At 69.8% G+C, this 21,719-nt stretch carries 16 protein-coding genes and 1 tRNA gene; 4 read left to right on the top strand and 13 right to left on the bottom strand.

Features of this window, described 5'->3' with window-relative positions:
• Positions 1-54: 54 nt before the first annotated feature.
• The 3 genes from AC0NZN_RS03200 to AC0NZN_RS03190 all read left to right on the top strand — a co-directional run bounded on the left by AC0NZN_RS03200 (position 55) and on the right by AC0NZN_RS03190 (position 3,388).
• Positions 55-2,418, top strand: a complete 2,364-nt coding sequence (locus AC0NZN_RS03200; RefSeq protein ID WP_474590825.1) for a transglycosylase domain-containing protein — start codon at positions 55-57, stop codon at positions 2,416-2,418.
• Positions 2,419-2,505: 87 nt separating this feature from the next.
• Positions 2,506-2,579, top strand: a tRNA-Pro gene (locus AC0NZN_RS03195).
• 59 nt (positions 2,580-2,638) lie between these two features.
• Complete coding sequence (locus AC0NZN_RS03190) at positions 2,639-3,388, top strand: HAD-IIB family hydrolase (protein WP_474590824.1); 750 nt, start codon at positions 2,639-2,641, stop codon at positions 3,386-3,388.
• On the opposite strand, the gene AC0NZN_RS03185 is transcribed toward AC0NZN_RS03190, so the two are convergent.
• Together AC0NZN_RS03185 and AC0NZN_RS03180 are read right to left on the bottom strand one after the other, a co-directional pair.
• On the bottom strand, positions 3,389-4,651 hold the full coding sequence (locus AC0NZN_RS03185) for an alpha-hydroxy acid oxidase (protein WP_474590823.1): 1,263 nt from the start codon (positions 4,649-4,651) through the stop codon (positions 3,389-3,391).
• A gap of 10 nt (positions 4,652-4,661) precedes the next feature.
• Positions 4,662-5,396 carry a FadR/GntR family transcriptional regulator gene (locus AC0NZN_RS03180; protein WP_474590822.1) on the bottom strand — a complete coding sequence of 245 codons (735 nt, stop codon included), beginning with the start codon at positions 5,394-5,396 and terminating at the stop codon, positions 4,662-4,664.
• A 102-nt stretch (positions 5,397-5,498) separates the two neighbouring features.
• Here AC0NZN_RS03180 and AC0NZN_RS03175 point away from each other — a divergent pair, with 102 nt between their 5' ends.
• Positions 5,499-6,338 (top strand): DUF1295 domain-containing protein, encoded by an 840-nt coding sequence (locus AC0NZN_RS03175; RefSeq protein WP_474590821.1) that lies wholly within the window; start codon positions 5,499-5,501, stop codon positions 6,336-6,338.
• 6 nt (positions 6,339-6,344) lie between these two features.
• Here AC0NZN_RS03175 and AC0NZN_RS03170 read toward each other — a convergent pair whose 3' ends face one another.
• From AC0NZN_RS03170 to pta, 11 genes are all read right to left on the bottom strand, one after another.
• A complete protein-coding gene (locus AC0NZN_RS03170) occupies positions 6,345-6,977 on the bottom strand; it encodes a thymidine kinase (RefSeq protein ID WP_474590820.1) in 633 nt (210 codons plus the stop codon).
• A gap of 19 nt (positions 6,978-6,996) precedes the next feature.
• On the bottom strand, positions 6,997-8,454 hold the full coding sequence (gene mqo, locus AC0NZN_RS03165; RefSeq protein WP_474590819.1) for a malate dehydrogenase (quinone): 1,458 nt from the start codon (positions 8,452-8,454) through the stop codon (positions 6,997-6,999).
• Between the two features lie 87 nt (positions 8,455-8,541).
• Positions 8,542-9,612: an aspartate-semialdehyde dehydrogenase gene (locus AC0NZN_RS03160; RefSeq protein ID WP_474590818.1), complete on the bottom strand. Its 1,071-nt coding sequence runs from the start codon at positions 9,610-9,612 to the stop codon at positions 8,542-8,544.
• Positions 9,613-9,762: 150 nt separating this feature from the next.
• Positions 9,763-11,046, bottom strand: a complete 1,284-nt coding sequence (locus AC0NZN_RS03155; RefSeq protein ID WP_474590817.1) for an aspartate kinase — start codon at positions 11,044-11,046, stop codon at positions 9,763-9,765.
• A gap of 105 nt (positions 11,047-11,151) precedes the next feature.
• Positions 11,152-12,096, bottom strand: coding sequence for a DMT family transporter (locus AC0NZN_RS03150; RefSeq protein WP_474590816.1), 945 nt, complete (start codon positions 12,094-12,096; stop codon positions 11,152-11,154).
• A complete protein-coding gene (gene recR / locus AC0NZN_RS03145; RefSeq protein ID WP_474590815.1) occupies positions 12,093-12,686 on the bottom strand; it encodes a recombination mediator RecR in 594 nt (197 codons plus the stop codon). Before recR ends, AC0NZN_RS03150 begins: the two co-directional genes overlap by 4 nt.
• Positions 12,686-14,929 carry a DNA polymerase III subunit gamma and tau gene (locus tag AC0NZN_RS03140; protein WP_474590814.1) on the bottom strand — a complete coding sequence of 748 codons (2,244 nt, stop codon included), beginning with the start codon at positions 14,927-14,929 and terminating at the stop codon, positions 12,686-12,688. Before AC0NZN_RS03140 ends, recR begins: the two co-directional genes overlap by 1 nt.
• Positions 14,930-14,972: 43 nt before the next feature.
• Positions 14,973-17,486, bottom strand: a complete 2,514-nt coding sequence (locus AC0NZN_RS03135) for a glycoside hydrolase family 65 protein (protein ID WP_474591255.1) — start codon at positions 17,484-17,486, stop codon at positions 14,973-14,975.
• 50 nt (positions 17,487-17,536) lie between these two features.
• Positions 17,537-18,268 (bottom strand): HAD family hydrolase, encoded by a 732-nt coding sequence (locus AC0NZN_RS03130; RefSeq protein ID WP_474590813.1) that lies wholly within the window; start codon positions 18,266-18,268, stop codon positions 17,537-17,539.
• Between the two features lie 76 nt (positions 18,269-18,344).
• Positions 18,345-19,565, bottom strand: coding sequence for an acetate kinase (locus tag AC0NZN_RS03125; RefSeq protein ID WP_474590812.1), 1,221 nt, complete (start codon positions 19,563-19,565; stop codon positions 18,345-18,347).
• Positions 19,562-21,718 carry a phosphate acetyltransferase gene (gene pta / locus AC0NZN_RS03120; protein WP_474590811.1) on the bottom strand — a complete coding sequence of 719 codons (2,157 nt, stop codon included), beginning with the start codon at positions 21,716-21,718 and terminating at the stop codon, positions 19,562-19,564. Before pta ends, AC0NZN_RS03125 begins: the two co-directional genes overlap by 4 nt.
• Position 21,719: the final 1 nt, after the last annotated feature.

Below are 21,719 nucleotides of genomic sequence, written 5' to 3'. Positions count from 1 at the left end.
ATACGGCGGGTCGTATGCACTCGACACACAGACTCGCGGCATAGCGTCGAAGACGTGACGAACAACATGCCGTCCACCCGCAAGCGCCACCTCGGGGGCGTCCTCGGGGGGCTCATCGGCGTCGTCGCACTCAGTGCGGTGGCGGGACTCCTCGTCGCGGCCGCGGTGACCCCCGCCATCGCAACGGCGAGCACGGCGGCCAGCAGCGCCATCAACGCGTTCGACAATCTCCCGAGCGAACTGCAGATCGAACAGCTGCAGCTGCCGACGACGATCTACGCGAAAGACCCCAACACCGGTCAGTACCAGGAGATGACCCGGTTCTACGACCAGAACCGCGTTCCGGTCACGTGGGACCAGGTCGCGCCCGTGATGTACGACGCCATCCTCTCCAGCGAAGACCCCCGGTTCTACCAGGAGGGCGGCGTCGACCTGATCGGCACGGCGCGAGCCCTCGTCTCGAACCTCAAAGGTCAGAGCAACACCCAGGGCGGCTCGTCGATCAGCCAGCAGTACGTCAAGAACGTGCTCGTGCAGGACTGCTACTCCGCCGTCGACGAGAAGACGTTCAAGGCCAAGGGGAATCTCACCGCGCAGCAGCAGAAGGATGCGGCGCTCCAGGACTGCTACACCGAGGCCACCAATGCCAGCGGAACGGCCGGATACACCCGTAAGCTGCAGGAGATGCGCTACGCCATCGCGGTGAGCCAGAAGTACTCCAAGAACGAGGTGCTGCTCGCCTACCTGAACATCGCGAACTTCGGCGGCACGACCTATGGCATCGAGGCCGCATCCGAGTACTACTTCGGCATCCATGCCAGCCAGCTGAACCTCGATCAGGCGGCGACCCTCGCCGGCATGGTCCAGAACCCCAACACCTTCCGGATCGACCAGCCGAACAGCAAGGCGAACGGGAGCGCCAACGGCTACGCGCTGACGAAGCAGCGCCAGGAGTACGTCCTGGGACGCATGCAGACCCTCGGCAGGATCACGCCGGCCCAGTACACGCAGGCGATGAAGGATGCGATCACCCCGAAGATCACGCCGGCGGTGACCGGGTGCGCGCGAACCGCGGCTCCGTATTACTGCGCGTACGTGAAGTCGATCGTGATGTCCGACCCGGCGTTCGGCGCGACCCAGGCGGACCGCGACCAGGCGCTCCGCCAGGGCGGCCTCAAGATCTACACGACGCTCGACTGGCGGCTGCAGAACGTCGCCCAGGCCACCGTCTCTCAATTCGCACCGCAGACGGTGTCGGGCTTCGGCTACGGATCGGCGATGGTCAATGTGCAGCCCGGTACGGGCAACGTGCTCTCGATAGCGCAGAACACCACGTATACGGATGCGACGAATCCACCCCCTGGATCGAGCGGCATCGTGTACGCGGGCGACGCGCGGCAAGGCTCGGGTGGCTTCCCCGCAGGATCGTCGTTCAAGCTCTTCACCCTGCTCGACTGGCTCGAGACGGGCCATACGCTCAGCGAGACGGTGAACGGCACAAAGCGCGTCATCCCGAAGCTGATCAACTCGTGCCAGGGCAACTGGATCAACTATCACAACGAGACGACGCCCAACTTCGGCACCGAGGGCGACGGCTTCATCGGAACTCCGCTGCAGTTCACGACCAAGTCGCTCAACACGGGATTCATCGGCATGGCCCAGCAGCTCGACCTGTGCGGCGTCATGCATGACGCGAAGAAGCTGGGAGTCACCCACACCGACGGCTCGGACGTCAAGATGACCAATGAGTCGTCGATCATCGGGACGAACGAGGTGTCGCCGATCGCGATGGCTGCCGCCTACGCGGCGATCGCCGACAACGGCGTGTTCTGCCAGCCCAAGGTCATCACCCAGGTGACCGACGCGCAGGGCAAGGACCTGCCGATCCCGCAGCGAACGTGCACGCAAGTGGTGGATCCCGGCGTCGCGGCCACCACGCAGTGGGCTCTCCAGACGGTGATGCACCCGGGCGGCACCGGCGCGCAGGGCAACCCGAACGACGGAACGCAGGTGTTCGGCAAGACGGGGACGAACAATGGAAACCAGACCTGGCTCATCGAGTCGAGCACCGCGATGACCTCGCTCGTGTGGTCCGGGACTGCGAACCCCTACGGTCACCCGGACTCGATCGACCTGTTCAAGGTCTGGAACGCGCAGCACATCGATCTCGCCAGCATCCGCTACCCGATGGTGGCGCAGCTTCAGCGCGCCGCCGACCAGTTCTACCCGGGTGGCGCTCTGCCGCCGCCCGTGCCCACCATGGTGGCCGCTGCGGCTCCGCCGCCCGCGCCCGTCGCCCCGGCGCCCGCACCGGGCACCAGCAACGGCGGCGGTGGCGGCACGGGCGGTGGCGGTACTGGAGGCGGGGGTGCCGGCGGAGGTGGAACCCAGACGCCTCCTGCCCACAAGCATCACTGACGTCCCCGGATGCCGAGACGGCCGGCCGGAGGCATCCCTTCGATTTCTGCCGACGCTCGGTATCGGTTAGACTCGGAGGGTTGTCAGCGGGGTGTGGCGCAGCTTGGTAGCGCGCTTCGTTCGGGACGAAGAGGCCGCAGGTTCAAATCCTGTCACCCCGACAGCAGAAGGGCTCCGCCGCGAGGTGGAGCCCTTCGTGTAAGCCCGAAAGGATCCCTTGATGCCTCGTCTCGTCGCCTTCGACCTCGACGACACCCTCGCCCCCAGCAAGGCCGCGATCGACCCCCGCATGGGCGACCTCCTGGTCGCGCTCGCGGAGCGCGTCGACGTCGCGATCATCTCCGGCGGACAGCTGCAGCAGTTCCGCTCGCAGGTCGTCGAGCAGCTGCCGGATGCCGAGGCATCCACTCTCGCGAAGATCCATCTGCTGCCGACGTGCGGCACGCAGTACTACCGCATCGGTCCCGACGGCATCGAAACGGTGTACGCGCACGCGCTGACCGAGGACGAGAAGGCGGCGGCGCTCACCGCCGTCGAAGAGGAGGCCAAGCGCCTCGGCTTCTGGGAGAGCGAGACGTGGGGGCCGATCCTCGAGGACCGCGGGTCGCAGATCACCTTCTCCGCGCTCGGCCAGCGGGCTCCCATCGGGGCGAAGTCCGCGTGGGACCCGACGGGCGCGAAGAAGAACGCGCTCCGCGCGGCCGTCGCCGCGCGGCTGCCTGAGCTCGAGGTGCGCTCCGGCGGATCGACCTCGGTCGACATCACCCACCGCGGCATCGACAAGGCCTACGGGATGCAGCAGCTTGCCGACGCGACCGGCATCCCCCTCGACGACATGCTGTTCGTCGGCGACCGCCTCGACCCCGACGGCAACGACTACCCGGTGCTCGCCCTCGGGGTGCCGTGCCAGGCCGTGGAGGGCTGGGAGGACACCGTCGTGTTCCTCGAGGGACTCATCCCCACCCTCTGATCAGCCCGTGACCGCGGGCGCGGCGGCGCTCTGGCCGACGGGCACGAGGCGCGTGAGCTGCGTCACATGGCGCGGCTCCAGCTCGGCGAGCGTCGAGACGCCGAGCAGGCGCATCGTGCGGACGATCTCGCTGCGCAGGATGTCGATCGTCCGGTCGACGCCTGCACGACCGCCCGCCATCAGCCCGTAGAGGTACGCGCGGCCGATCAGGGTGAACTTCGCGCCGAGCGCGATGGATGCGACGATGTCGGCGCCGTTCATGATGCCGGTGTCGACCATGACCGTCGCGTCCTTCCCGACCTCGCGCACGACCTGCGGCAGCAGGTGGAACGGGATCGGAGCTCGGTCGAGCTGGCGGCCGCCGTGGTTCGAGAGCACGATGCCGTCGACGCCGAGGTCGACGAGGCGCTGGGAGTCGGCGACGTTCTGGACGCCCTTGACGACGATCTTGCCCGGCCACAGATCGCGGATGATCGCGAGGTCGTCGTAGCTGATCGTCGGGTCCATCGCCGCATCCAGCAGCTCGCCCACCGTGCCGCCCGTCGTCGAGAGCGACGCGAACTCGAGCTTGGGGGTCGTCAGGAAGTCGATCCACCACCACGGGCGCGGGATCGCGTTGACGATCGTGCCGAGCGAGAGCTGCGGCGGGATCGAGAAGCCGTTGCGCTTGTCGCGCAGGCGCGCACCGGCGACGGGCGTGTCCACAGTGAACATGAGCGTGTCGAAGCCGGCGGCCGCGGCGCGACGGGCGAGGCCGTACGAGATCTCGCGATCGCGCATGACGTAGAGCTGGAACCAGTTGCGGCCGTGCGGGTTCGTCGCCTTCACGTCCTCGATCGAGGTCGTCCCGAGCGTCGAGAGCGTGAACGGGATGCCGGCAGCCGCCGCCGCGCCCGCACCGGCGACCTCGCCCTCGGTCTGCATGAGGCGTGTGAACCCGGTCGGAGCGATGCCGAAGGGCAGGTCCGACGGGCCGCCCAGGATCTCGACGGACGTGTCGACGTCCACGGCAGGACGCAGGATGTCGGGGTGGAACTCGATGTCGCGGAACGCCTGGCGGGCCCGCTCGAGCGACAGCTCGCCCTCGGCCGCACCGTCGGTGTAGTCGAAGGCGGCCTTCGGCGTACGGCGTTTGGCGATGGTGCGCAGGTCGTCGATCGTCAGCGCCGAGCTGAGGCGGCGCCTCGTGCCGTTCAGGTCGATCTTCTTGAACTGCATCAGCTCGAGCAGCTCGGCGGGGTTCGGAAGCTGGCGGGTGACCATGACGGGCCTTTCATGCGGGGAGGTCGGCGGGCAGCGTCGGCGCGGCGGAGAGGCCGGTCTGCGCGTAATAGCCCGTGATGTGTTCATGGACGAGGCGGCGAGCAGATGCGGCATCCCCCCGCTCCACGGCGGCGACGATGTCGCGGTGCTCGCGGCGCAGGCGATCGGCGGTGGCATCCCAATCCGGAACGCGCTCGGCGCCCGCGCGCACGTACGACTCGATGGCGGTGCGGAGCCCCGCCATCATCGCGGCCACGACGACATTGCCGGACGCCTCGGCGAGGGCGACGTGCAGCTGGGCGTCGAGCGCGAGGAACTCCGCAGGCGTGAGGGCGCCCGCATCCATCGCATCCAGCACCTCGTGCACCGCGTCGAGCTCTCGCGGGGATTCCTCGGCGAGGGCGCCGACGACCGCGCTCTCGAGGATGATGCGGGTGCTGACGACGTCCGGGAGCGGGAAGCCCTGTGCGGCGACCTGAAGGCGCAGGAGGGCGGACATGCCGCCGGAGGGCGCGGCGACAACGATGGCGCCGGATGCGGGTCCCGACCCGGTCGCGGTGCGGATGAGGCCCATGACCTCGAGCACGCGCAGCGCCTCGCGGACGCTGGAGCGACCGACACCGAGGCTCGCAGCGAGCTCGCGCTCGGGCGGCAGGTGGTCTCCGGGGCCGAGGCGCCCGTCGAGCAGGTCGGCCTCGATGTGCTCGAGCACGAGCCGCCAGGCACGGGTCGGCGCAGCCGTCATCGGGAACCTCCTCGTCGCGTGCTTCCCGGGAGTGTGGTCCGACCACAGTATCACCTGTGGTCAGACCACGCCATCGGGGCTCCGAACACTAACCTGAATCGCGTGCAGCCCGTCATCGTCGTCCTCCTCCTCGCCCTGACCGTCTCGGCGTTCTGCTGGATCGCCTCGCTGATCACGAAGGACACGTCGTGGGTCGACCGCATCTGGTCGATCGCGCCCGTGGCCTACGTGTGGATCTTCGCGGGGGCGGCGCTCATCGAGGGCCGGGATGCCGGGCGCCTGCTCGTCATGGCCGTGCTCGTCACGCTGTGGGGTGCGCGCCTCACGTTCAACTTCGCACGCAAGGGCGGGTACAGCGGGGTGGAGGACTACCGCTGGGCCGTGCTGCGGGGCCGCATGAAACCCTGGCAGTTCCAGCTGTTCAACCTCTTCTTCATCGTGCTGTACCAGAACGCGCTGCTCGTGCTGATCGCCCTTCCCGCGTGGATGGCCTGGCTGCATCCCATCGGGTTCACCGGCTGGGACACACTGTTCGCGGCGCTCTTCCTCGGCTCCCTCGTCCTCGAGACGCTCGCCGATCAGCAGCAGTGGGAATTCCACCGGGCGAAGGCGGCGGCCGGAGGCCGGCTCGAGCCGGGGTTCCTCACGACGGGCCTCTTCCGCTGGAGCCGGCATCCGAACTTCTTCGCCGAGCAGGCCCAGTGGTGGATGCTGTACTGCCTCGGCGCGACGGCCGCCGTGACCTCGGGGCTCGGCTTCTGGGGCGGTGCGGTCAACCCGACGATCGTCGGTCCGATCCTGCTCAGCGTCCTCTTCATCGGCTCGACGAGGTTCACGGAGTCGATCTCGTCGTCGAAGTACCCCGCCTACGCCCAGTACAAGCGCACGACGTCGATGCTCATCCCGTGGCCGCCGAGGCGGTCTCGCGCCGAGGTGGCCTGATCCGGTTCAGCCCAGGCGGCCGCCGGATTCGCGGAGGTAGCACTCCGCGCACAGCGACTCGTACGTCACCTCGGCGCCGTCGATCGCGACCTGGTCGCCCTCGAACACGAAGCGGCCGTCGACGAGCCGCGCGTTGAACAGCGCCTTCCGGCCGCAGCGGCAGATCGTCTTGAGCTCCTCGACGCTGTGCGCGATGTCGAGCAGACGCCGCGACCCCGGGAAGGCGTGCGTCAGGAAATCGGTGCGGATGCCATAGGCGAGCACCGGGATGCCGTCGAGCACGGCGATCCGCAGCAGGTCGTCGACCTGCTCGGCGCTGAGGAACTGCGCTTCATCGACGAGGAGGCAGGCGACATCGGCCGGCGGCCGGCTGAGACCGGCGAGTTCGTCATGCGTGTAGCGCACGCGCGCGTGGTGCTCGGCGAACAGGTCACGGGCATCGTCATCCGGCCCGATCGTGAAGTCGACCTTGCGTGAGACGCCGAGGCGGCTCTCGATCTGGTCGGCGCCCTTCGTGTCGATGAGCGGCTTGGCCAGCAGGACACGCTGACCCCGCTCCTCGTAGTTGTACGCGGCCTGCAGGAGTGCGGTGGACTTGCCCGAGTTCATCGCGCCGTAGCGGAAGTACAGTTTGGCCACCCGCCGATTCTACGGAACCTCAGGCGGTGAGCTGGAGCTCCCCGGCCGTCTCGGCCATCGTCTCTCTGGCGAGTTCCGGGTCGGCGTTGAGCTTCCGGCCCAGGGTCGGGATCAGTTCCCGCAGCGTCGGCTCCCAGCCCGGGTACTCGTCCGGGAAGCAGCGCTCGAGCAGGTCGAGCATGATCGGCACGGCGGTGGAGGCACCCGGCGAGGCTCCGAGCAGGCCGGCGATCGAGCCGTCCTTGGCGGCGACGACCTCGGTGCCGAACTGGAGTTTGCCGCCCTTCATCACCTGGGCGCGCTGGCCCGCCTGGAGCAGCTTCCAGTCGCCGTCCTTGGCGGTCGGGACGAAGGCGCGCAGGCTGTCGACCTTGCGGCGGTGGTTCTTCGCCAGCTCACTGACGAGGTACTTGATGAGGGGGAAGTTCGTGAAGCCGACCTTGAGCATGCTGGCGAGGTTGCTCGGCCGCACCTGGCCGACGATGTCCCACCAGGAGCCGTTCTTCAGGAACTTGGGGCTGAAGGTCGCGAACGGGCCGAACAGCACCGAGGTCTCGCCGTCCACGACGCGCGTGTCGAGGTGCGGAACCGACATCGGCGGAGCGCCGACGGATGCCTGGGAGTACACCTTCGCCTTGTGCTGCTGGACGATCGCGGGGTCGCTCGTCATCAGCCACTGTCCGCCGATCGGGAAGCAGCCGTAGCCCTTGATCTCGTCGATGCCGGAGTTCTGCAGCAGCTTGAGGGCCCAGCCGCCGGCGCCGACGAACACGAAGCGCGCGCGGACCTGTCCGGGGGCCCGCCCGATCGAGTTGCGGTACTTGACGAGCCACGAGCCGTCGCTCTGCTTCTTGAGGCTGCGCACCTCGCGGTTCTTGACGACGTTCACGCCGCCGTCGCGGAGGTTGTCCATCAGCTGGTGCGTGAGAGCGCCGAAGTCGACGTCTGTGCCGGCGGGAACGCGTGTCGCAGCGAAGGGCTCGCCCTTGCGGCGCTTCTGCATGAGAAGCGGCGCCCAGGTGTTGATGACGCGGGAGTCCTCGCTGTACTCGATTCCCGCGAACAGCGGCTGGGACTTCAGCGCCTCGTAGCGCTTCTTGAGGTACGCGACATCCTTCTCGCCGCGGACGAAGGTCATGTGAGGGGTCGAGTTGATGAACGTCGTCGGCGCGTCGAGCACACCGCGCTCCACCAGCGTCGACCACAGCTGGCGGCTCAGCTGGAACTGCTCGTTGATCGAGATCGCCTTGGCCGGGTCGACCGACCCGTCGGGCCCCTCGGGCATGTAGTTCAGTTCGCACAGCGCGGCGTGGCCGGTGCCGGCGTTGTTCCACGCGTTGGAGCTCTCCAGTGCGACATCGTGCAGCCGCTCGTAGACGGCGATCTTCCAGTCCGGCTGGAGCTCGTGGATGAGCGTTCCCAGGGTGGCGCTCATGATGCCACCGCCGATGAGGAGGACGTCTACGGTTTCAGTCACCCGTCAATTCTAGGCGTGCGCTCGACACCGTCCTGTTCGCCGCAGTGGCGGGTGAGGACCGCCTCACCGTCCACGGCGTACGAGCGCTCAGCTGACCGCGGTGAGCTCTGCGCCGACGATCTCGGCGATCTGCACGGCGTTGAGCGCCGCGCCCTTGCGCAGGTTGTCGTTGCTGATGAACAGCACGAGGCCCTTGCCCTCGGGAGCCGACTGATCGGCCCGGATGCGACCGACGTAGGTCGGGTCCGTGCCGGCGGCCTGCAGGGGCGTGGGCACCTCCTCGAGCTTCACACCCGGGGCCGAAGAAAGCAGCGCGCGAGCGCGGTCCGGCGTGATGTCGCGGGAGAACTCGGCGTGGATGCTGAGCGAGTGACCGGTGAAGACCGGCACGCGCACGCACGTTCCCGCGACCCGGAGATCGGGCAGCTCGAGGATCTTGCGACTCTCGTTGCGGAGCTTCTTCTCCTCGTCGGTCTCGTTCTCGCCGTCGTCGACGAGGTTGCCCGCGAACGGGATGACGTCGAAGGCGATCGGGGCGATGTACTTCTCCGGCTGCGGGAAGTCGAGCGCCGAGCCGTCGCGCGCGAGCCGCTCGACGTCGCCCTGGGCGAGGACGCCCTCGACCTGGCCGAGCAGCTCCTGCACGCCCGCGATGCCGGAGCCGCTGACGGCCTGGTAGGTGCTGACGATCAGACGCTCGAGCCCGGCCTCACCGTCGAGCACCTTCAGCACGGGCATCGCGGCCATCGTGGTGCAGTTGGGATTCGCGATGATGCCCTTGCGCGCCTCGGCGATCGCGTGCGGGTTGACCTCGCTCACGACGAGCGGGACGTCGGGGTCCATGCGCCAGGCACTGGAGTTGTCGATCACGATGGCGCCGGCCTCGGCGAAGCGCGGTGCGTGCGCGCGGCTGCCGGTCGCACCTGCGGAGAAGAGCGCGATGTCGATGCCCGCGAGATCCGCGGTCGCGACGTCTTCGACGATCACCGCATGCCCCTGGAAGACGACGTCCGAGCCGGCGGAGCGGGCGGTGGCGAAGGCGCGCAGCTCGCGCACCGGGAAGCCGCGCTCCTCGAGGATGTCGAGCATCGCGCCGCCGACCTGGCCGGTGGCGCCCACGACGGCGATCGACAGGCCGGAATCGGAGATGCGGGTCATGGAAGGCTCCTCGGGGAGTCGCGGGCCGCGCAGCAGCGCAGCGATCGGGATGCGCCGGCGCTGGCGTTGTCGCGATTCTACCGGCGCCCGTGGGCGCCCGGCCGCCGTGTGTCGGGCCGTGACGCAGTCGGGGCGGAGCGCGTCAGACGCTCAGCGTCCCGTGCCGGCATGGACCACGGCATCCGCATCGCCGTCGAGTCCGTACGCGGTGTGCACGACGCGCGCCGCCTCGGCGAGCTCGTCGCCGCGCACGACGACGGAGATCCGGATCTCGGAGGTCGAGATCATCTCGATGTTGACGCCCGCGATGCTCAGAGCCTCGAACAGCGTCGCCGAGACACCGGAGTGCGTGCGCATGCCCGCGCCGACCACCGACAGCTTGCCGATCTGGTCGTCGTGCACGAGGCTCTCGAAGCCGATCTCGGCCTGCTCGCCCGCGAGGGCCCTGAGCGCCATGGATGCCTCGGACTTCGGCAGCGTGAAGGAGATGTCGGTGCGCCCGGTCGCCGCGGCCGACACGTTCTGCACGATCATGTCGACGTTGGCGCCGGACTTCGCCACGATCTTGAAGATCTCCGCGGCCTTGCCGGGGACGTCCGGGACGCCGATGATGGTGACCTTCGCCTGGCCCAGGTCGGTCGCGACTCCCGCGACGATCGGCTCTTCCATGTGCTCTCCCTGTGCAAGGAGCTCGGCGCGGCGGCTGTCGATGACGAGGGTGCCGTCGCTCGAGCTGAACGTGGAACGCGCGTGGATGAGCACCCCATGGCGGCGGGCGTACTCCACGGCGCGGATGTAGAGGACCTTCGCCCCGTTCGCGGCGAGCTCGAGCATCTCCTCGCTCGAGATGCGATCCAGCTTGCGGGCCTTCGGCACGACGCGCGGGTCGGCGGTGAAGATGCCGTCGACGTCGCTGTAGATCTCGCAGACGTCGGCCTCGAGCGCGGCCGCGAGGGCGACGGCGGTCGTGTCGGAGCCGCCGCGGCCGAGCGTCGTGATGTCACGGGTGTCGCGGTTGAAGCCCTGGAAGCCGGCGACGATGACAATCGCGCCCTCGTCGAGAGCCTCGCGCAGGCGCACCGGCGTGACATCGACGATGCGCGCGGCGCCGTGCGTGGCGTCCGTGATCATGCCGGCCTGGCTGCCGGTGAAGGAGCGTGCCTCGAAGCCCATCGAGTGGATCGCCATCGCGAGCAGCGCCATCGAGATGCGCTCGCCGCTCGAGAGCAGCATGTCCAACTCGCGGGGAGCCGGGATGGGGGCGACCTGCGAAGCGAGATCGAGGAGCTCGTCGGTCGTGTCGCCCATGGCGCTCACCGCGACAACGACATCGTGCCCGGCGCGGCGCGTGTCGACGATGCGCTTCGCGACGCGCTTGATGCTCTCGGCGTCGGCGACGGACGAGCCGCCGTACTTCTGGACGATCAGCGCCACAGTGGAACTCCCGGGAATCGCGGCGGTGGACGAGGACCGCCGGATTCGATTCTACGGATGCGGCGGCATCCCCTTCGCCACGTGACGAGGCTCGGCCACCGCCGTTCAGGCCTGCGGCAGCTCGGTCACGTCGGGCGGTGGACCGAGGTCTCCGGAAGGCCTCGCGCGCAGCACTCCCCCGGTCGCGGCGAGCCAGCAGCCGATGAGCACGACGGGGAACCCGATGAGCAGGCCGAGCGTCAGCGGCTCGCCGAGGATGACGGCGCCGAGCGCGATCGCGACGACGGGATTCACATAGGTGAAGAGGGGCGCGCGGGCCGGGCCGACCAGCGAGATCAGCGCGAAGAAGGCGATGAACGCGAGGGCCGTGCAGAAGACGGCGAGGGCCAGGAGCGACACAGCACTGCGCACGCTCGGAAGTCCGCGCTGGGTCAGCAGCCCGATCGGCAGGTAGAAGAGGCCGACCGCGGCGAGCGAGATCGTGACAGAGCCGAGCGCGGGGACGTTGTGCAGCTTGTGCGCGACGACGAAGGGAGCGGTCGCATAGCAGACGGCGACGAGCAGCACCTCGCCGATCGCGATGAGCGCCCGCGGGCCGCCCGAGGCGAGGCCCGGTCCTCCGACGATGATCGCGACGCCGATGAATCCGACGATGAGCCCTGTGAGCCGGACAGGGCGCAGCATCCCCCGATCGCCGCCGAAGAACGCGATGATGGCGGCGAAGAGCGGCACCGTCGCCACGAGGAGTCCCGTGAGGCCCGACGGGATGGTCTGCTCGGCGTGGCCGAGCAGCAAGAACGGCCCGGCCATCTCGATCGCGCCGAACAGCAGCACCCACGGCCAGTGCGCGAAGGCGGCCTTGAGAGCGCCGCTGCGGATCGCGAAGGGCAGCAGGATGAGCGCGCCGATGAGCGTGCGCCCCGCGACCATCGCCGCCGGCGAGATGGTCTCGACGGTGACGCTGATGAACAGGTACGGCACGCCCCACAGCACGGCCATCGTCGCGTAGAGCCACCACGCGCGGGCGCTCACCGTGTGCTGCGGGGTCATATGGAGCGGCGTCCCTCGAAGGCGCGGCCGAGCGTGACCTCGTCGGCGTACTCCAGGTCGCCGCCGACCGGAAGACCCGAGGCGAGCCGCGTGACCGCGATCTCGAGCGTGTGCAGCAGCCTGCTGAGGTAGGTCGCGGTCGCCTCGCCCTCGAGGTTGGGGTTCGTGGCGAGGATCACCTCCTGGACCGTGCCGTCGGCGAGACGCTGCATCAGCTGCGCGATGCGCAGATCGTCGGGGCCGATGCCCGCGATCGGGCTGATCGCGCCGCCCAGGACGTGGTAGAGCCCGCGGAACTCCCGCGTGCGCTCGATGGCGGCGACATCCTTCGCGTCCTCGACGACACAGATGAGCGTCTGGTTGCGGCGCGGATCACGGCAGATGGCGCAGCGGTCCTGCTCCGAGACGTTGCCGCAGATCTCGCAGAATCGCACCTTGTCGCGCACCTCGGCGAGCAGCTGCGCCAGGTGGGAGACGTCGAAGTTCGGGGTCTGCAGGATGTGGAACGTGATGCGCTGCGCCGACTTCGGCCCGATGCCGGGGAGGCGCCCGAACTCGTCGATCAGGTCCTGCACGATGCCGTCGTACATCAGGAGAACCTCGTGGCGGACTCGTACGTCTCTTCGCGGACGAAGGTCGCGCCGAGCACCTGACGGACGACGGCCTCTCCGTAGCGCTGCACGCCGTCGGCGCGAGCGGTCACGGTGGGTGCGAGGCGCGGTGCCACGATCGTCGGGATGCCATCGTCGGGCGGAGGCGGCGGCGCATCCTCGTCGTCGTACGCAGGAGGCTCGTCCATGGACGGCACGACATCGCCGGCCGGCAGCACGTCGCCCTCGCAGGCGATCGTCGCGGTGGCGGTACGGGCGGACGCCTCGTCCGGATCGTCGTCGACGGCGAGGGGTCGGCCGGGGCCGGACGATTCGCTCGCGGGTCCGCTCGACGGGATGGGCGCGACGGCCCATTCGGTGACGGCGGCGGATGCGGACGCCTGACGCTCGGGGGTTGCGGAGCGCCGCTCCGCGGGGCGCGCGGGCTCGGTCGTTCGTGTGGCAGTGGCCGGGGCTGCGGGCGCGCCGGCTCCGCCGTCGGCGGGAGGCGAGGGTGTGCGCGGACCGGATCCGCCGGTGCCGCCTCCCGGACCGTCAGGAGCCGGGTCGTCGTCCATTCGTGCGAGGTACTTCACTGTGACGCCTGTGACCCCGCGGATCGCGGCCCGCAGCGCCTCGCTCGGACCGCCGTCGGCCGAGCGCTGCTTGAACCGGTTGAGATCGCCGGCGCTGCGGAAGGCCAGCGTCAGGACGTCGCCGTCGCGGAAGTCGGCCACGCTGGCGGCCGAGGCGACGAGCCATGCGGAACGGCTGATGCGCTCGAGCCGGGCGAGGACGTCGGGCCACGACTCACGCAGCCGTTCCACGGTCAGTGGACCGGTCGGCGCCCCCGCGGCGGGCACGGGCGTGTCGTCTGGCTGCGCTCGCTCGACTGCCGGAGACGGCGTTTCGACGGCTTGCGCTCGCTCGAGGGCCGGAGACGGCGTGTCCTCAGGCTGCGCTCGGTCGACGACCGGAGACGATGCGACGACCGGCTGCGCTTGCTCGACGACCGGAGACGGTGTGACGACCGGCTGCGCCGGCTCGGCAACCGGAGACGGCGTGTCCACCGGCTGCGCCCGCTCGACGACCGGAGGCTGGGCACCTGCTTCGGCCGCCCCCGCCGGGCCGCCGTGGGCGAGCACGCGGGCCACCATCAGCTCGAGCTGCAGGCGCGGCGATGTCGCCCCGGTCATCTCGTCCAGGGTCGCGATCACGAGGTCGGCAATGCGCGACAGGCGCTCGGAGCCGAACCCCGCGGCCTGGCGCGACATCCGCTCCAGCTCGTCCGCGGGCACGCCGCGCATCACGCTGGCCGCACCCGCTCCCGTCGCCGCGATGACGATGAGATCGCGCAGGCGCTCGAGCAGGTCGTCGACGAAGCGGCGCGGGTCCTGCCCGGTCTGCACGACCCGGTCGATGGCGGAGAAGGCTGCGCTCGCATCCTGACCCGCGAAGGCGTCGACGACCTCATCCAGGAGCTCGCCCGGTGTGTAGCCCAGCAGCGCGACGGCTCGGGCGTACCGCACGAGGATGCCGCCGTCGTCGGACTCGTCCGATCCGGCGATCAGCTGGTCGAGGAGCGACAGCGTGTCTCGCGGAGAACCTCCCCCGGCGCGCACGACGAGCGGGAGGACCCCGGACTCCACCCGGACACCCTCGGTCTCGGCCAGCTGCGCGACATAGTCGAGCATGGCGCTGGGCGCGACGAGGCGGAACGGGTAGTGGTGCGTGCGCGAGCGGATCGTGCCGATGACCTTCTCGGGCTCGGTCGTGGCGAAGATGAACTTGACGTGGTCCGGCGGCTCCTCGACGAGCTTGAGCAGCGCGTTGAACCCCTGCGGCGTCACCATGTGCGCCTCGTCGAGGATGAAGATCTTGAAGCGGTCGCGGGCCGGGGCGAAGATGGCACGCTCGCGCAGATCGCGGGCGTCGTCGACGCCGTTGTGGCTCGCCGCGTCGATCTCGACGACGTCGAGCGATCCCCCGCCGCCGCGGCCGAGCTCGATGCAGCTGTCGCACTTTCCGCACGGGACGTCGGTCGGACCCTCGGCGCAGTTCAGGCACCGTGCGAGGATGCGCGCCGACGTCGTCTTGCCGCAGCCGCGCGGCCCCGAGAACAGGTACGCATGACCGACCCGGTCGCTGCGCAGCGCCGTCATGAGCGGCTCGGTCACCTGCGCCTGGCCGATCATCTCGCCGAACGTCTCGGGACGGTAGCGGCGATACAGAGCGGTGGTCACCCGACCAGCCTACGGCGTGGCTCGGACAGCCGGATCGAGCCCTTCAGTCGTCCGCCGCGGTGTCGATGAACCCCACGTCGTCGATGATCGGAATGGCCGACGTGACCGTCGGAACCGACGCCGACAGCAGCGTTCCGTCCTCACGCCGTGCCGACGAGAAGCGGTCGTGCGACGGTCGTCCCACGATGACCGGCCCTTGCCCCTGAAGGGGGATCACGATCTGGTCGCCGCCCTCGACGGTGTGCATGACCCCGCGCACCTCGAAGGTCACCGGGGCTCCCGCATCCGCCCGAACGTGCAGCGCGTCGCGCTCCACGCGGATGTGCAGCTGCGTGCCGTGCCACTGCATCGCGTACTCGAGGTGGTCCCACTGGAACGGCAGGCGCGGATCGAACGACAGCTGGCCGAAGTGGTCGCGCATCCCCCCGAATCCGCTGACGAGAGCGGACCAGACGCCGCCCGCAGACGCGACGTGGACGCCGTCCGACGCGTTGTGGTGCAGATCCGCGAGGTCGACGAACAGGGCCTGGTGGAAGTACTCCAGCGCCAGATCCTGGTACCCCACCTCGGCAGCGAGGATCGACTGCACGACCGCGGACAGCGTCGAGTCGCCGGTCGTCAGCGGGTCGTAGTAGTCGAAGTCGGCGTGCTTCTGCTCGCGCGTGAAGTGGTTGCCCTGCAAGAACAGGGCGAGCACGACGTCGGCCTGCTTGAGCACCTGGTACCGGTAGATCACCAACGGGTGGAAGTGCAGCAGCAGCGGCCGCTTGCCGGCCGGCGTGTTCTCCAGGTCCCAGACCTCGCGCTCGAGGAACACCTCGTCCTGGGGATGGATGCCGAGCGCCTCGCTGTACGGGATGTGCATCGCCTCGGCGGCCATCTCCCACGCGTCCGGCTCGGCCGGGTCGAGGTGCAGGCGTGCGACGAGCCGCCGGTACATCTCCCCGTCCTGCTCGGCCAGCTCCCGCACGGTGCGGGCGGCGTAGCGCAGGTTGAACCGCGCCATGACGTTCGTGAACATGTTGTCGTTCACGACGGTCGTGTACTCGTCGGGACCCGTCACACCGTGGATGTGGAACGTGCCGACGTCGTGGACCTCGCGCCAGAAGCCGAGCGTCGCCCACAGACGCGCCGTCTCGACGAGGATGTCGACGCCCTCGGCCTCGAGGAAGGCCTCGTCTCCGGTCGCACGGACGTACTTCGCGAGCGCGAAGGCCACATCGGCGTTGATGTGGTACTGCGCGGTGCCGGCCGCGTAGTACGCGGAGGCCTCCTCGCCGCTGATGGTGCGCCACGGGAACAGCACGCCGGCCTCGTTGAGCATCGACGCCCTGCGCCGGGCGGCGGGCAGCATGAGGTAGCGCATGCGCAGGGCGTTCCGCGCCCAGAGGGGCGTGGTGTAGGAGAGGAAGGGCACCACATAGATCTCGGTGTCCCAGAAGTAGTGGCCGCTGTATCCCGACCCCGTGACGCCCTTTGCCGGCACTCCCATGGAGTCGGCGCGAGCCGCGGCCTGCGCCAGCTGGTAGAGGCACCATCGCGTCGCCTGCTGCACATCGGGGCGGCCGCCGATCCGCACGTCCGATCGGGCCCAGAAGGCGTCGAGCCACGCACGCTGCCGGTCGAACAACCGGGACGCGTCCTCCGTGGCAGCGCGATCCAGCACACGACGACCACGGTCGACCAGCTCCCGGGCGGGAACGCCGCGGGACGTGTGGTACGCGACGAGCTTGCGGACCCGGACGGGCACGCCGGCCTTCGCCTGCACCCGGAAGACGTTCTTCGCGATGTCAGGCTCGACGAGTTGGCGCGCGGTGTAGACGTTGTCGGTCTCGATGACGTGGTCGGCGACCACGGCGATCGTCATCCCGGATCGCGTCACCCGATAGCTGAGCGCCGAGCGGGGCCCGTCCTGCCAGAACTCCTGGGGCTGCAGCACGCGCTCGCGAATGCGCTCGGCCTTGCGCGGGTCGAAGGTCGCCGCACCCGTGCGGGCGGGAGCGGCGCCGCCGTACACGTCCTCGCCGTCCTGACGGTTGACGAGCTGGCAGCTGATCGTGACCGGCGCATCGGCATTCAGCACCGTGACGTCGAGCTGCATCACCGCCAGGTGGCGCTCCTCGAACGAGACGAGGCGCTCGTAGTCGACGAGCACGTCCTTCCCGGATGGCGTGCGCCAGATGAGGTGGCGGCGCATGACGCCGTCGCGCATGTCGAGCACGCGCTCGTACTCGAGGAGCTCGTCGACGTCGAGCGACAGCGGCTCGTCATCCACGTACACGCGCATGACCTTGGCGTCCGGCGCATCCACGATCGTCTGACCGACCTCGGCAAGGCCGTAGGCGTTCTCGGCGTGCTGGATGGCGAACGTCTCGTGGAAGCCGTTGACGAACGTGCCGTGCTCGTGGGCGAACCGGCCCTCGGGGTGGTTCCCGCGCAGGCCGAGATAGCCGTTGCCCACGGCGAAGAGCGTCTCGGTGACGCCGGCGTCGTCCGGTGAGAACGCGGTCTCCACCAGGCGCCACTCGTCGACGGGGAAGCGGTCGCGATCGATCATCATGCCTTCCGGATATGGGTGACGGGGTGCGATTGTCGAGGTGCGGGTGCTCAGGCGGTGAACGCGTCGAGATCGGAGACGACCACGGTGGCCCCCGCGGCAGACAGCGCGTCCGCACCGACGCCGCGGTCGACGCCGACGACGATGCCGAAGCCGCCGGCGGCCGCCGACTGGACGCCGCTGATGGCGTCCTCGACGGCGGCGCTGTCGGCAGGGTCGACGCCCAGGCGCCGCGCCGCGAGAAGGAAGATGTCGGGGGCCGGCTTCGAGGCCAGGTGCTCGTGCGCGGCGACGACGCCGTCGACGACCACCGGGAAGCGATCGCGGATGCCGGCGGCCTGCAGCACCTCCTCGGCGTTCTTCGAGCTGGACACCACGGCGACCGGCACGTCCGCAGCCGCGAGCGCGTCGAGCAGTCGCAGCGACCCCGGGAAGGGCGCGATCCCCTCATTGCGCAGGATGGCGGCGAACTCCGCGTTCTTGCGATTGCCGACGCCGCACACGGTCTTGGCATCCGGCGAGTCGGACGGGTCGCCCCAGCGCAGCTCGACGTCGCGCGACCGCAGGACGGCGGCGACGCCCTCGTAGCGCGTCCGCCCGTCGAGGTGCGTGTAGTAGTCCGCGGTCGTGTAGGGCGGCGTGATGTCCCACTCGTCGAACAGTGCCTCGAACAGTGCCCGCCAGGCGCGCATGTGCACCTCCGCCGTCGGCGTGAGCACACCGTCCAGATCGAACAGCACAGCTCGGGTGGCGGTCAGATCGGGAAGGTCGATGCTCGTCACGAAGCCTCCTGAAGGTGGGATGCGGGGAGCCCGCGGTACGTCCGCATCCAGGCTAGTCCGGGTCGCGCGCGACGTGTCAGCGCGGACCCGCACGGCCCGCGACCTCCAGTGTCTGCTGGGCGATCTCGAGCTCCTCGTTCGTCGGCACGACGAGGACCGTCACCGCCGAGGCATCCGTCGAGATCACGCGCGTGCCGCGCTCGCGGCTCGCGTTGCGCTCGGTATCCAGCTCGACTCCCGCGAAGCCGAGCGTCTCGAGGGCCGCCGCGCGCACCGGCGCGGCGTTTTCGCCGACTCCCGCGGTGAAGGAGATGACGTCCACTCCGCCGAGCTGCGCGATGTAGGCGCCGGCGTACGCGCGCAGCCGGTGCACGTAGACGTCGAACGCGAGGACCGATGCGGCATCCCCCCGCTCGACGCCCGCGAGCACGTCGCGCATGTCCGACACGCCCGCGATGCCCTTGAGGCCGCTGCGGGTGTTGAGGAGCGCGTCGAGGTCGTCGATGTCCATGCCGTCGCGACGGGCGAGCTGGAAGAGCAGCGCGGGGTCGATGTCGCCCGAGCGCGTGCCCATCACGAGGCCCTCGAGCGGGGTGAAGCCCATCGAGGTGTCCACCGAGCGTCCGCCGTCGATGGCCGCAGCGGACGCGCCGTTGCCGAGGTGGAACACGATCTGGCGCAGGCTCTCCAGCGGACGCCCCAGGAACTCGGCGACGACCTCGCTGACGTACTTGTGGCTCGTGCCGTGGAACCCGTATCGCCGGATGCGGTGCTTCTCGGCGACCTGCGCGTCGATCGCGTAGGTGTACGCGGCGGGCGCGAGGGTCTGGTGGAACGCCGTGTCGAACACGGCGACGTGCGGGATCTCGGGGAACGCGGTGCGGGCGGCGACGATGCCGGCGAGGTTGGCCGGGTTGTGCAGCGGCGCCAGCACCGACAGCTCGTCGATGTTGATCTCCACCAGAGGGGTGATGAGCGTCGGCGCGAAGAACCGCGCTCCGCCGTGCACGACCCGGTGTCCCACGGCGATCGGTTCGAGCTCCGGCCCGTTCGTCCTGAACGCGTCGAGCATCGCGGTGAACGCGGCGTCGTGGTCGGGCACCGGCAGCTCGTCGCGGTACGTCGCGTCGAGGAACGCAGCGCCCTCGGCGGCGCCGCGCACCGTGTGAGCGAGCATCCCGTGCTCGTGTCCGATGCGCTCGATGAGGCCGGTCGCGAGAACGCCCTCGGTGTCCATGTCCAGCAGCTGGTACTTGAGCGACGACGAGCCGCTGTTGATGACGAGGACCGGGGTCATCGAGCCTCCTCGGCCGTCTGGGCGGCGTCGCCCTGGGCTTGGATGGCCGTGATGGCGATCGTGTTGACGATGTCCTCCACGAGCGCGCCCCGGGAGAGGTCGTTGATGGGCTTTGCGAGACCCTGCAGCACCGGGCCGATCGCCACAGCGCCGGCCGACCGCTGCACCGCCTTGTAGGTGTTGTTGCCCGTGTTGAGGTCCGGGAAGACGAACACCGTGGCGCGCCCCGCCACAGCGGACCCCGGGAGCTTCGCCTTCGCGACCGCCGCGTCGGCCGCCGCGTCGTACTGGATCGGGCCCTCCACGGGCAGGTCGGGCTCCCGCTTGCGCACGAGCTCCGTGGCCTCGCGCACCTTGTCGACGTCGGCGCCCGAGCCGGATTCGCCCGTGGAGTACGACAGCATCGCCACGCGCGGCTCGATCCCGAACTGGCGAGCCGTGGCGGCGGACGAGATCGCGATGTCGGCGAGCTGGATGCTCGTCGGGTCGGGGATCACGGCGCAGTCGCCGTAGACCAGCACCCGGTCCGCGAGCGCCATGAGGAACACCGAGGAGACGACGGAGACCCCTGGCTTCGTCTTCACGATCTCGAAGGCGGGACGGATGGTGTGCGCCGTGGTGTGGGCGGCGCCGGACACCATGCCGTCCGCGAGGCCCATGTGCACCATGAGGGTGCCGAAGTACGAGCCGTCCGTCACGGTGTCCGCGGCGCGCGCGTGCGTCATCCCCTTGTGGGCGCGCAGGCGCGCGTACTCGGTGGCGAAGCGGTCGACGAGCACAGGATCGAAGGGGCTGACGACCCTGGCCGCGCGGATATCGATGCCGAGCTCGAGCGCCCGGTGGCGCACCTCGATCTCCTCGCCGAGGATCGTGAGGTCGGCGATCCCCCGCGCGAGCACCGTCGCGGCGGCGCGCAGGATGCGGTCGTCCTCGCCCTCGGGCAGCACGATGTGGCGGCGATCGGTGCGCGCCCGCTCCATGAGCCCGTACTCGAACATGAGCGGCGTGACGACGTCCGCCTGGGCGAGGCCGAGCAGCCGGACGAGTTCCGCGGTGTCTACGTGCTCGTCGAACATCCGCAGGGCCGTCTCGTAGCGCTGCTGCGATTCGGCCGCGAGACGGCCGCGAGCGCGCATGACCCGCGTCGCCGTGTCGTAGGTGCCGAGATCCGCGCGGAGGATCGGCAGGGGCGAGTCGAGGCCGTCGATGAGCCGCTGGATCTCGTCGGGCAGCGCGAACGGCCCGTTGAGCACGATGGCGGCGAGCGAGGGGAAGGTGCCGGAGGAGTTCGCGAGCAGGGTGGCCAGGAGCACCTCGGTGCGGTCGGCCGCGATGATCACGACCGCGCTCTCCTGAAGCCGCGGCAGGACGTTGACCATCGACATCCCCGCGATGACGACCGTGAGGACCTCGCGCGTGAGGAGCTCCGGGTCGCCGCTGACGAGCTCCCCGTCGACCGCACGCATGACGTCCCGCACCGACGGGGCCACGAGCAGCCGGTCCTCGGGAAGCGCCCAGACGGGTCGGTCCGACCCACCGCCCGGCCCCGTCGCCACCACGGCGCCGACGGAAGCCACGAGCTCCTCGAGCCGCTCGGGGTCGGCGCGGTTCACCACCACACCGAGCAGATGGGCCCGCTCGTGTGCGAGCTCGGTGAGGGCGCTGGCCGCGAGCTGGGCGACCTCCGATGGCGTGCGCGGGACCGTGGTGCCCAGCTGCTCGGGCACCTCGCCGTTCTGCGCGCGGCCGCCGAGCACGAGCAGCACCGGCACGCCGAGGTTCACCGCGATGCGCGCGTTGTAGCCCAGCTCGGCCGGGCTGCCCACATCCGTGTAGTCGCTGCCGAGCACGACGACCGCGTCGCACTGCGCCTCCACGGCCTTGAAGCGCTCGACGATCCCGGCGAGGGCGGACTCGGGATCGGCACGAACCTCGTCGTAGGTCGCGCCGATGCACGCCTCGTAGGGCAGGTCGACGCCGTCGTGGTCGAGCAGCATCTCCAGGACGTAGTCGCGCTCGCGCGTCGAGCGCGCGATCGTGCGGAAGATCCCCACACGCGGGGTCGTCCGCCGCAGGACGTCGAGCACGCCGAGGGCGATCGTCGACTTTCCCGAGTGGCCTTCCGCGGATGTGATATAGATGCTCTGCGCCACG

The organism is Microbacterium sp. sgz311019, assembly GCF_056135325.1.
The sequence above is the reverse complement of the archived record's forward strand: the minus strand, read 5'-3'. Positions and strand labels throughout refer to the sequence as shown.

Bases quoted from the DNA above. Each gene is read 5' to 3' on its own strand.
- AC0NZN_RS03150 (WP_474590816.1), bottom strand. From the start codon at position 12,096: ATGACCCCGCAGCACACGGTGAGCGCCCGCGCGTGGTGGCTCTACGCG.
- AC0NZN_RS03185 (WP_474590823.1), bottom strand. From the start codon at position 4,651: ATGGTCACCCGCCAGCTTCCGAACCCCGCCGAGCTGCTCGAGCTGATG.
- AC0NZN_RS03135 (WP_474591255.1), bottom strand. From the start codon at position 17,486: ATGATCGATCGCGACCGCTTCCCCGTCGACGAGTGGCGCCTGGTGGAG.
- AC0NZN_RS03125 (WP_474590812.1), bottom strand. From the start codon at position 19,565: ATGACCCCGGTCCTCGTCATCAACAGCGGCTCGTCGTCGCTCAAGTAC.
- AC0NZN_RS03180 (WP_474590822.1), bottom strand. From the start codon at position 5,396: ATGACGGCTGCGCCGACCCGTGCCTGGCGGCTCGTGCTCGAGCACATC.
- AC0NZN_RS03190 (WP_474590824.1), top strand. From the start codon at position 2,639: ATGCCTCGTCTCGTCGCCTTCGACCTCGACGACACCCTCGCCCCCAGC.
- recR (WP_474590815.1), bottom strand. From the start codon at position 12,686: ATGTACGACGGCATCGTGCAGGACCTGATCGACGAGTTCGGGCGCCTC.
- AC0NZN_RS03160 (WP_474590818.1), bottom strand. From the start codon at position 9,612: ATGACCCGCATCTCCGATTCCGGCCTGTCGATCGCCGTCGTGGGCGCC.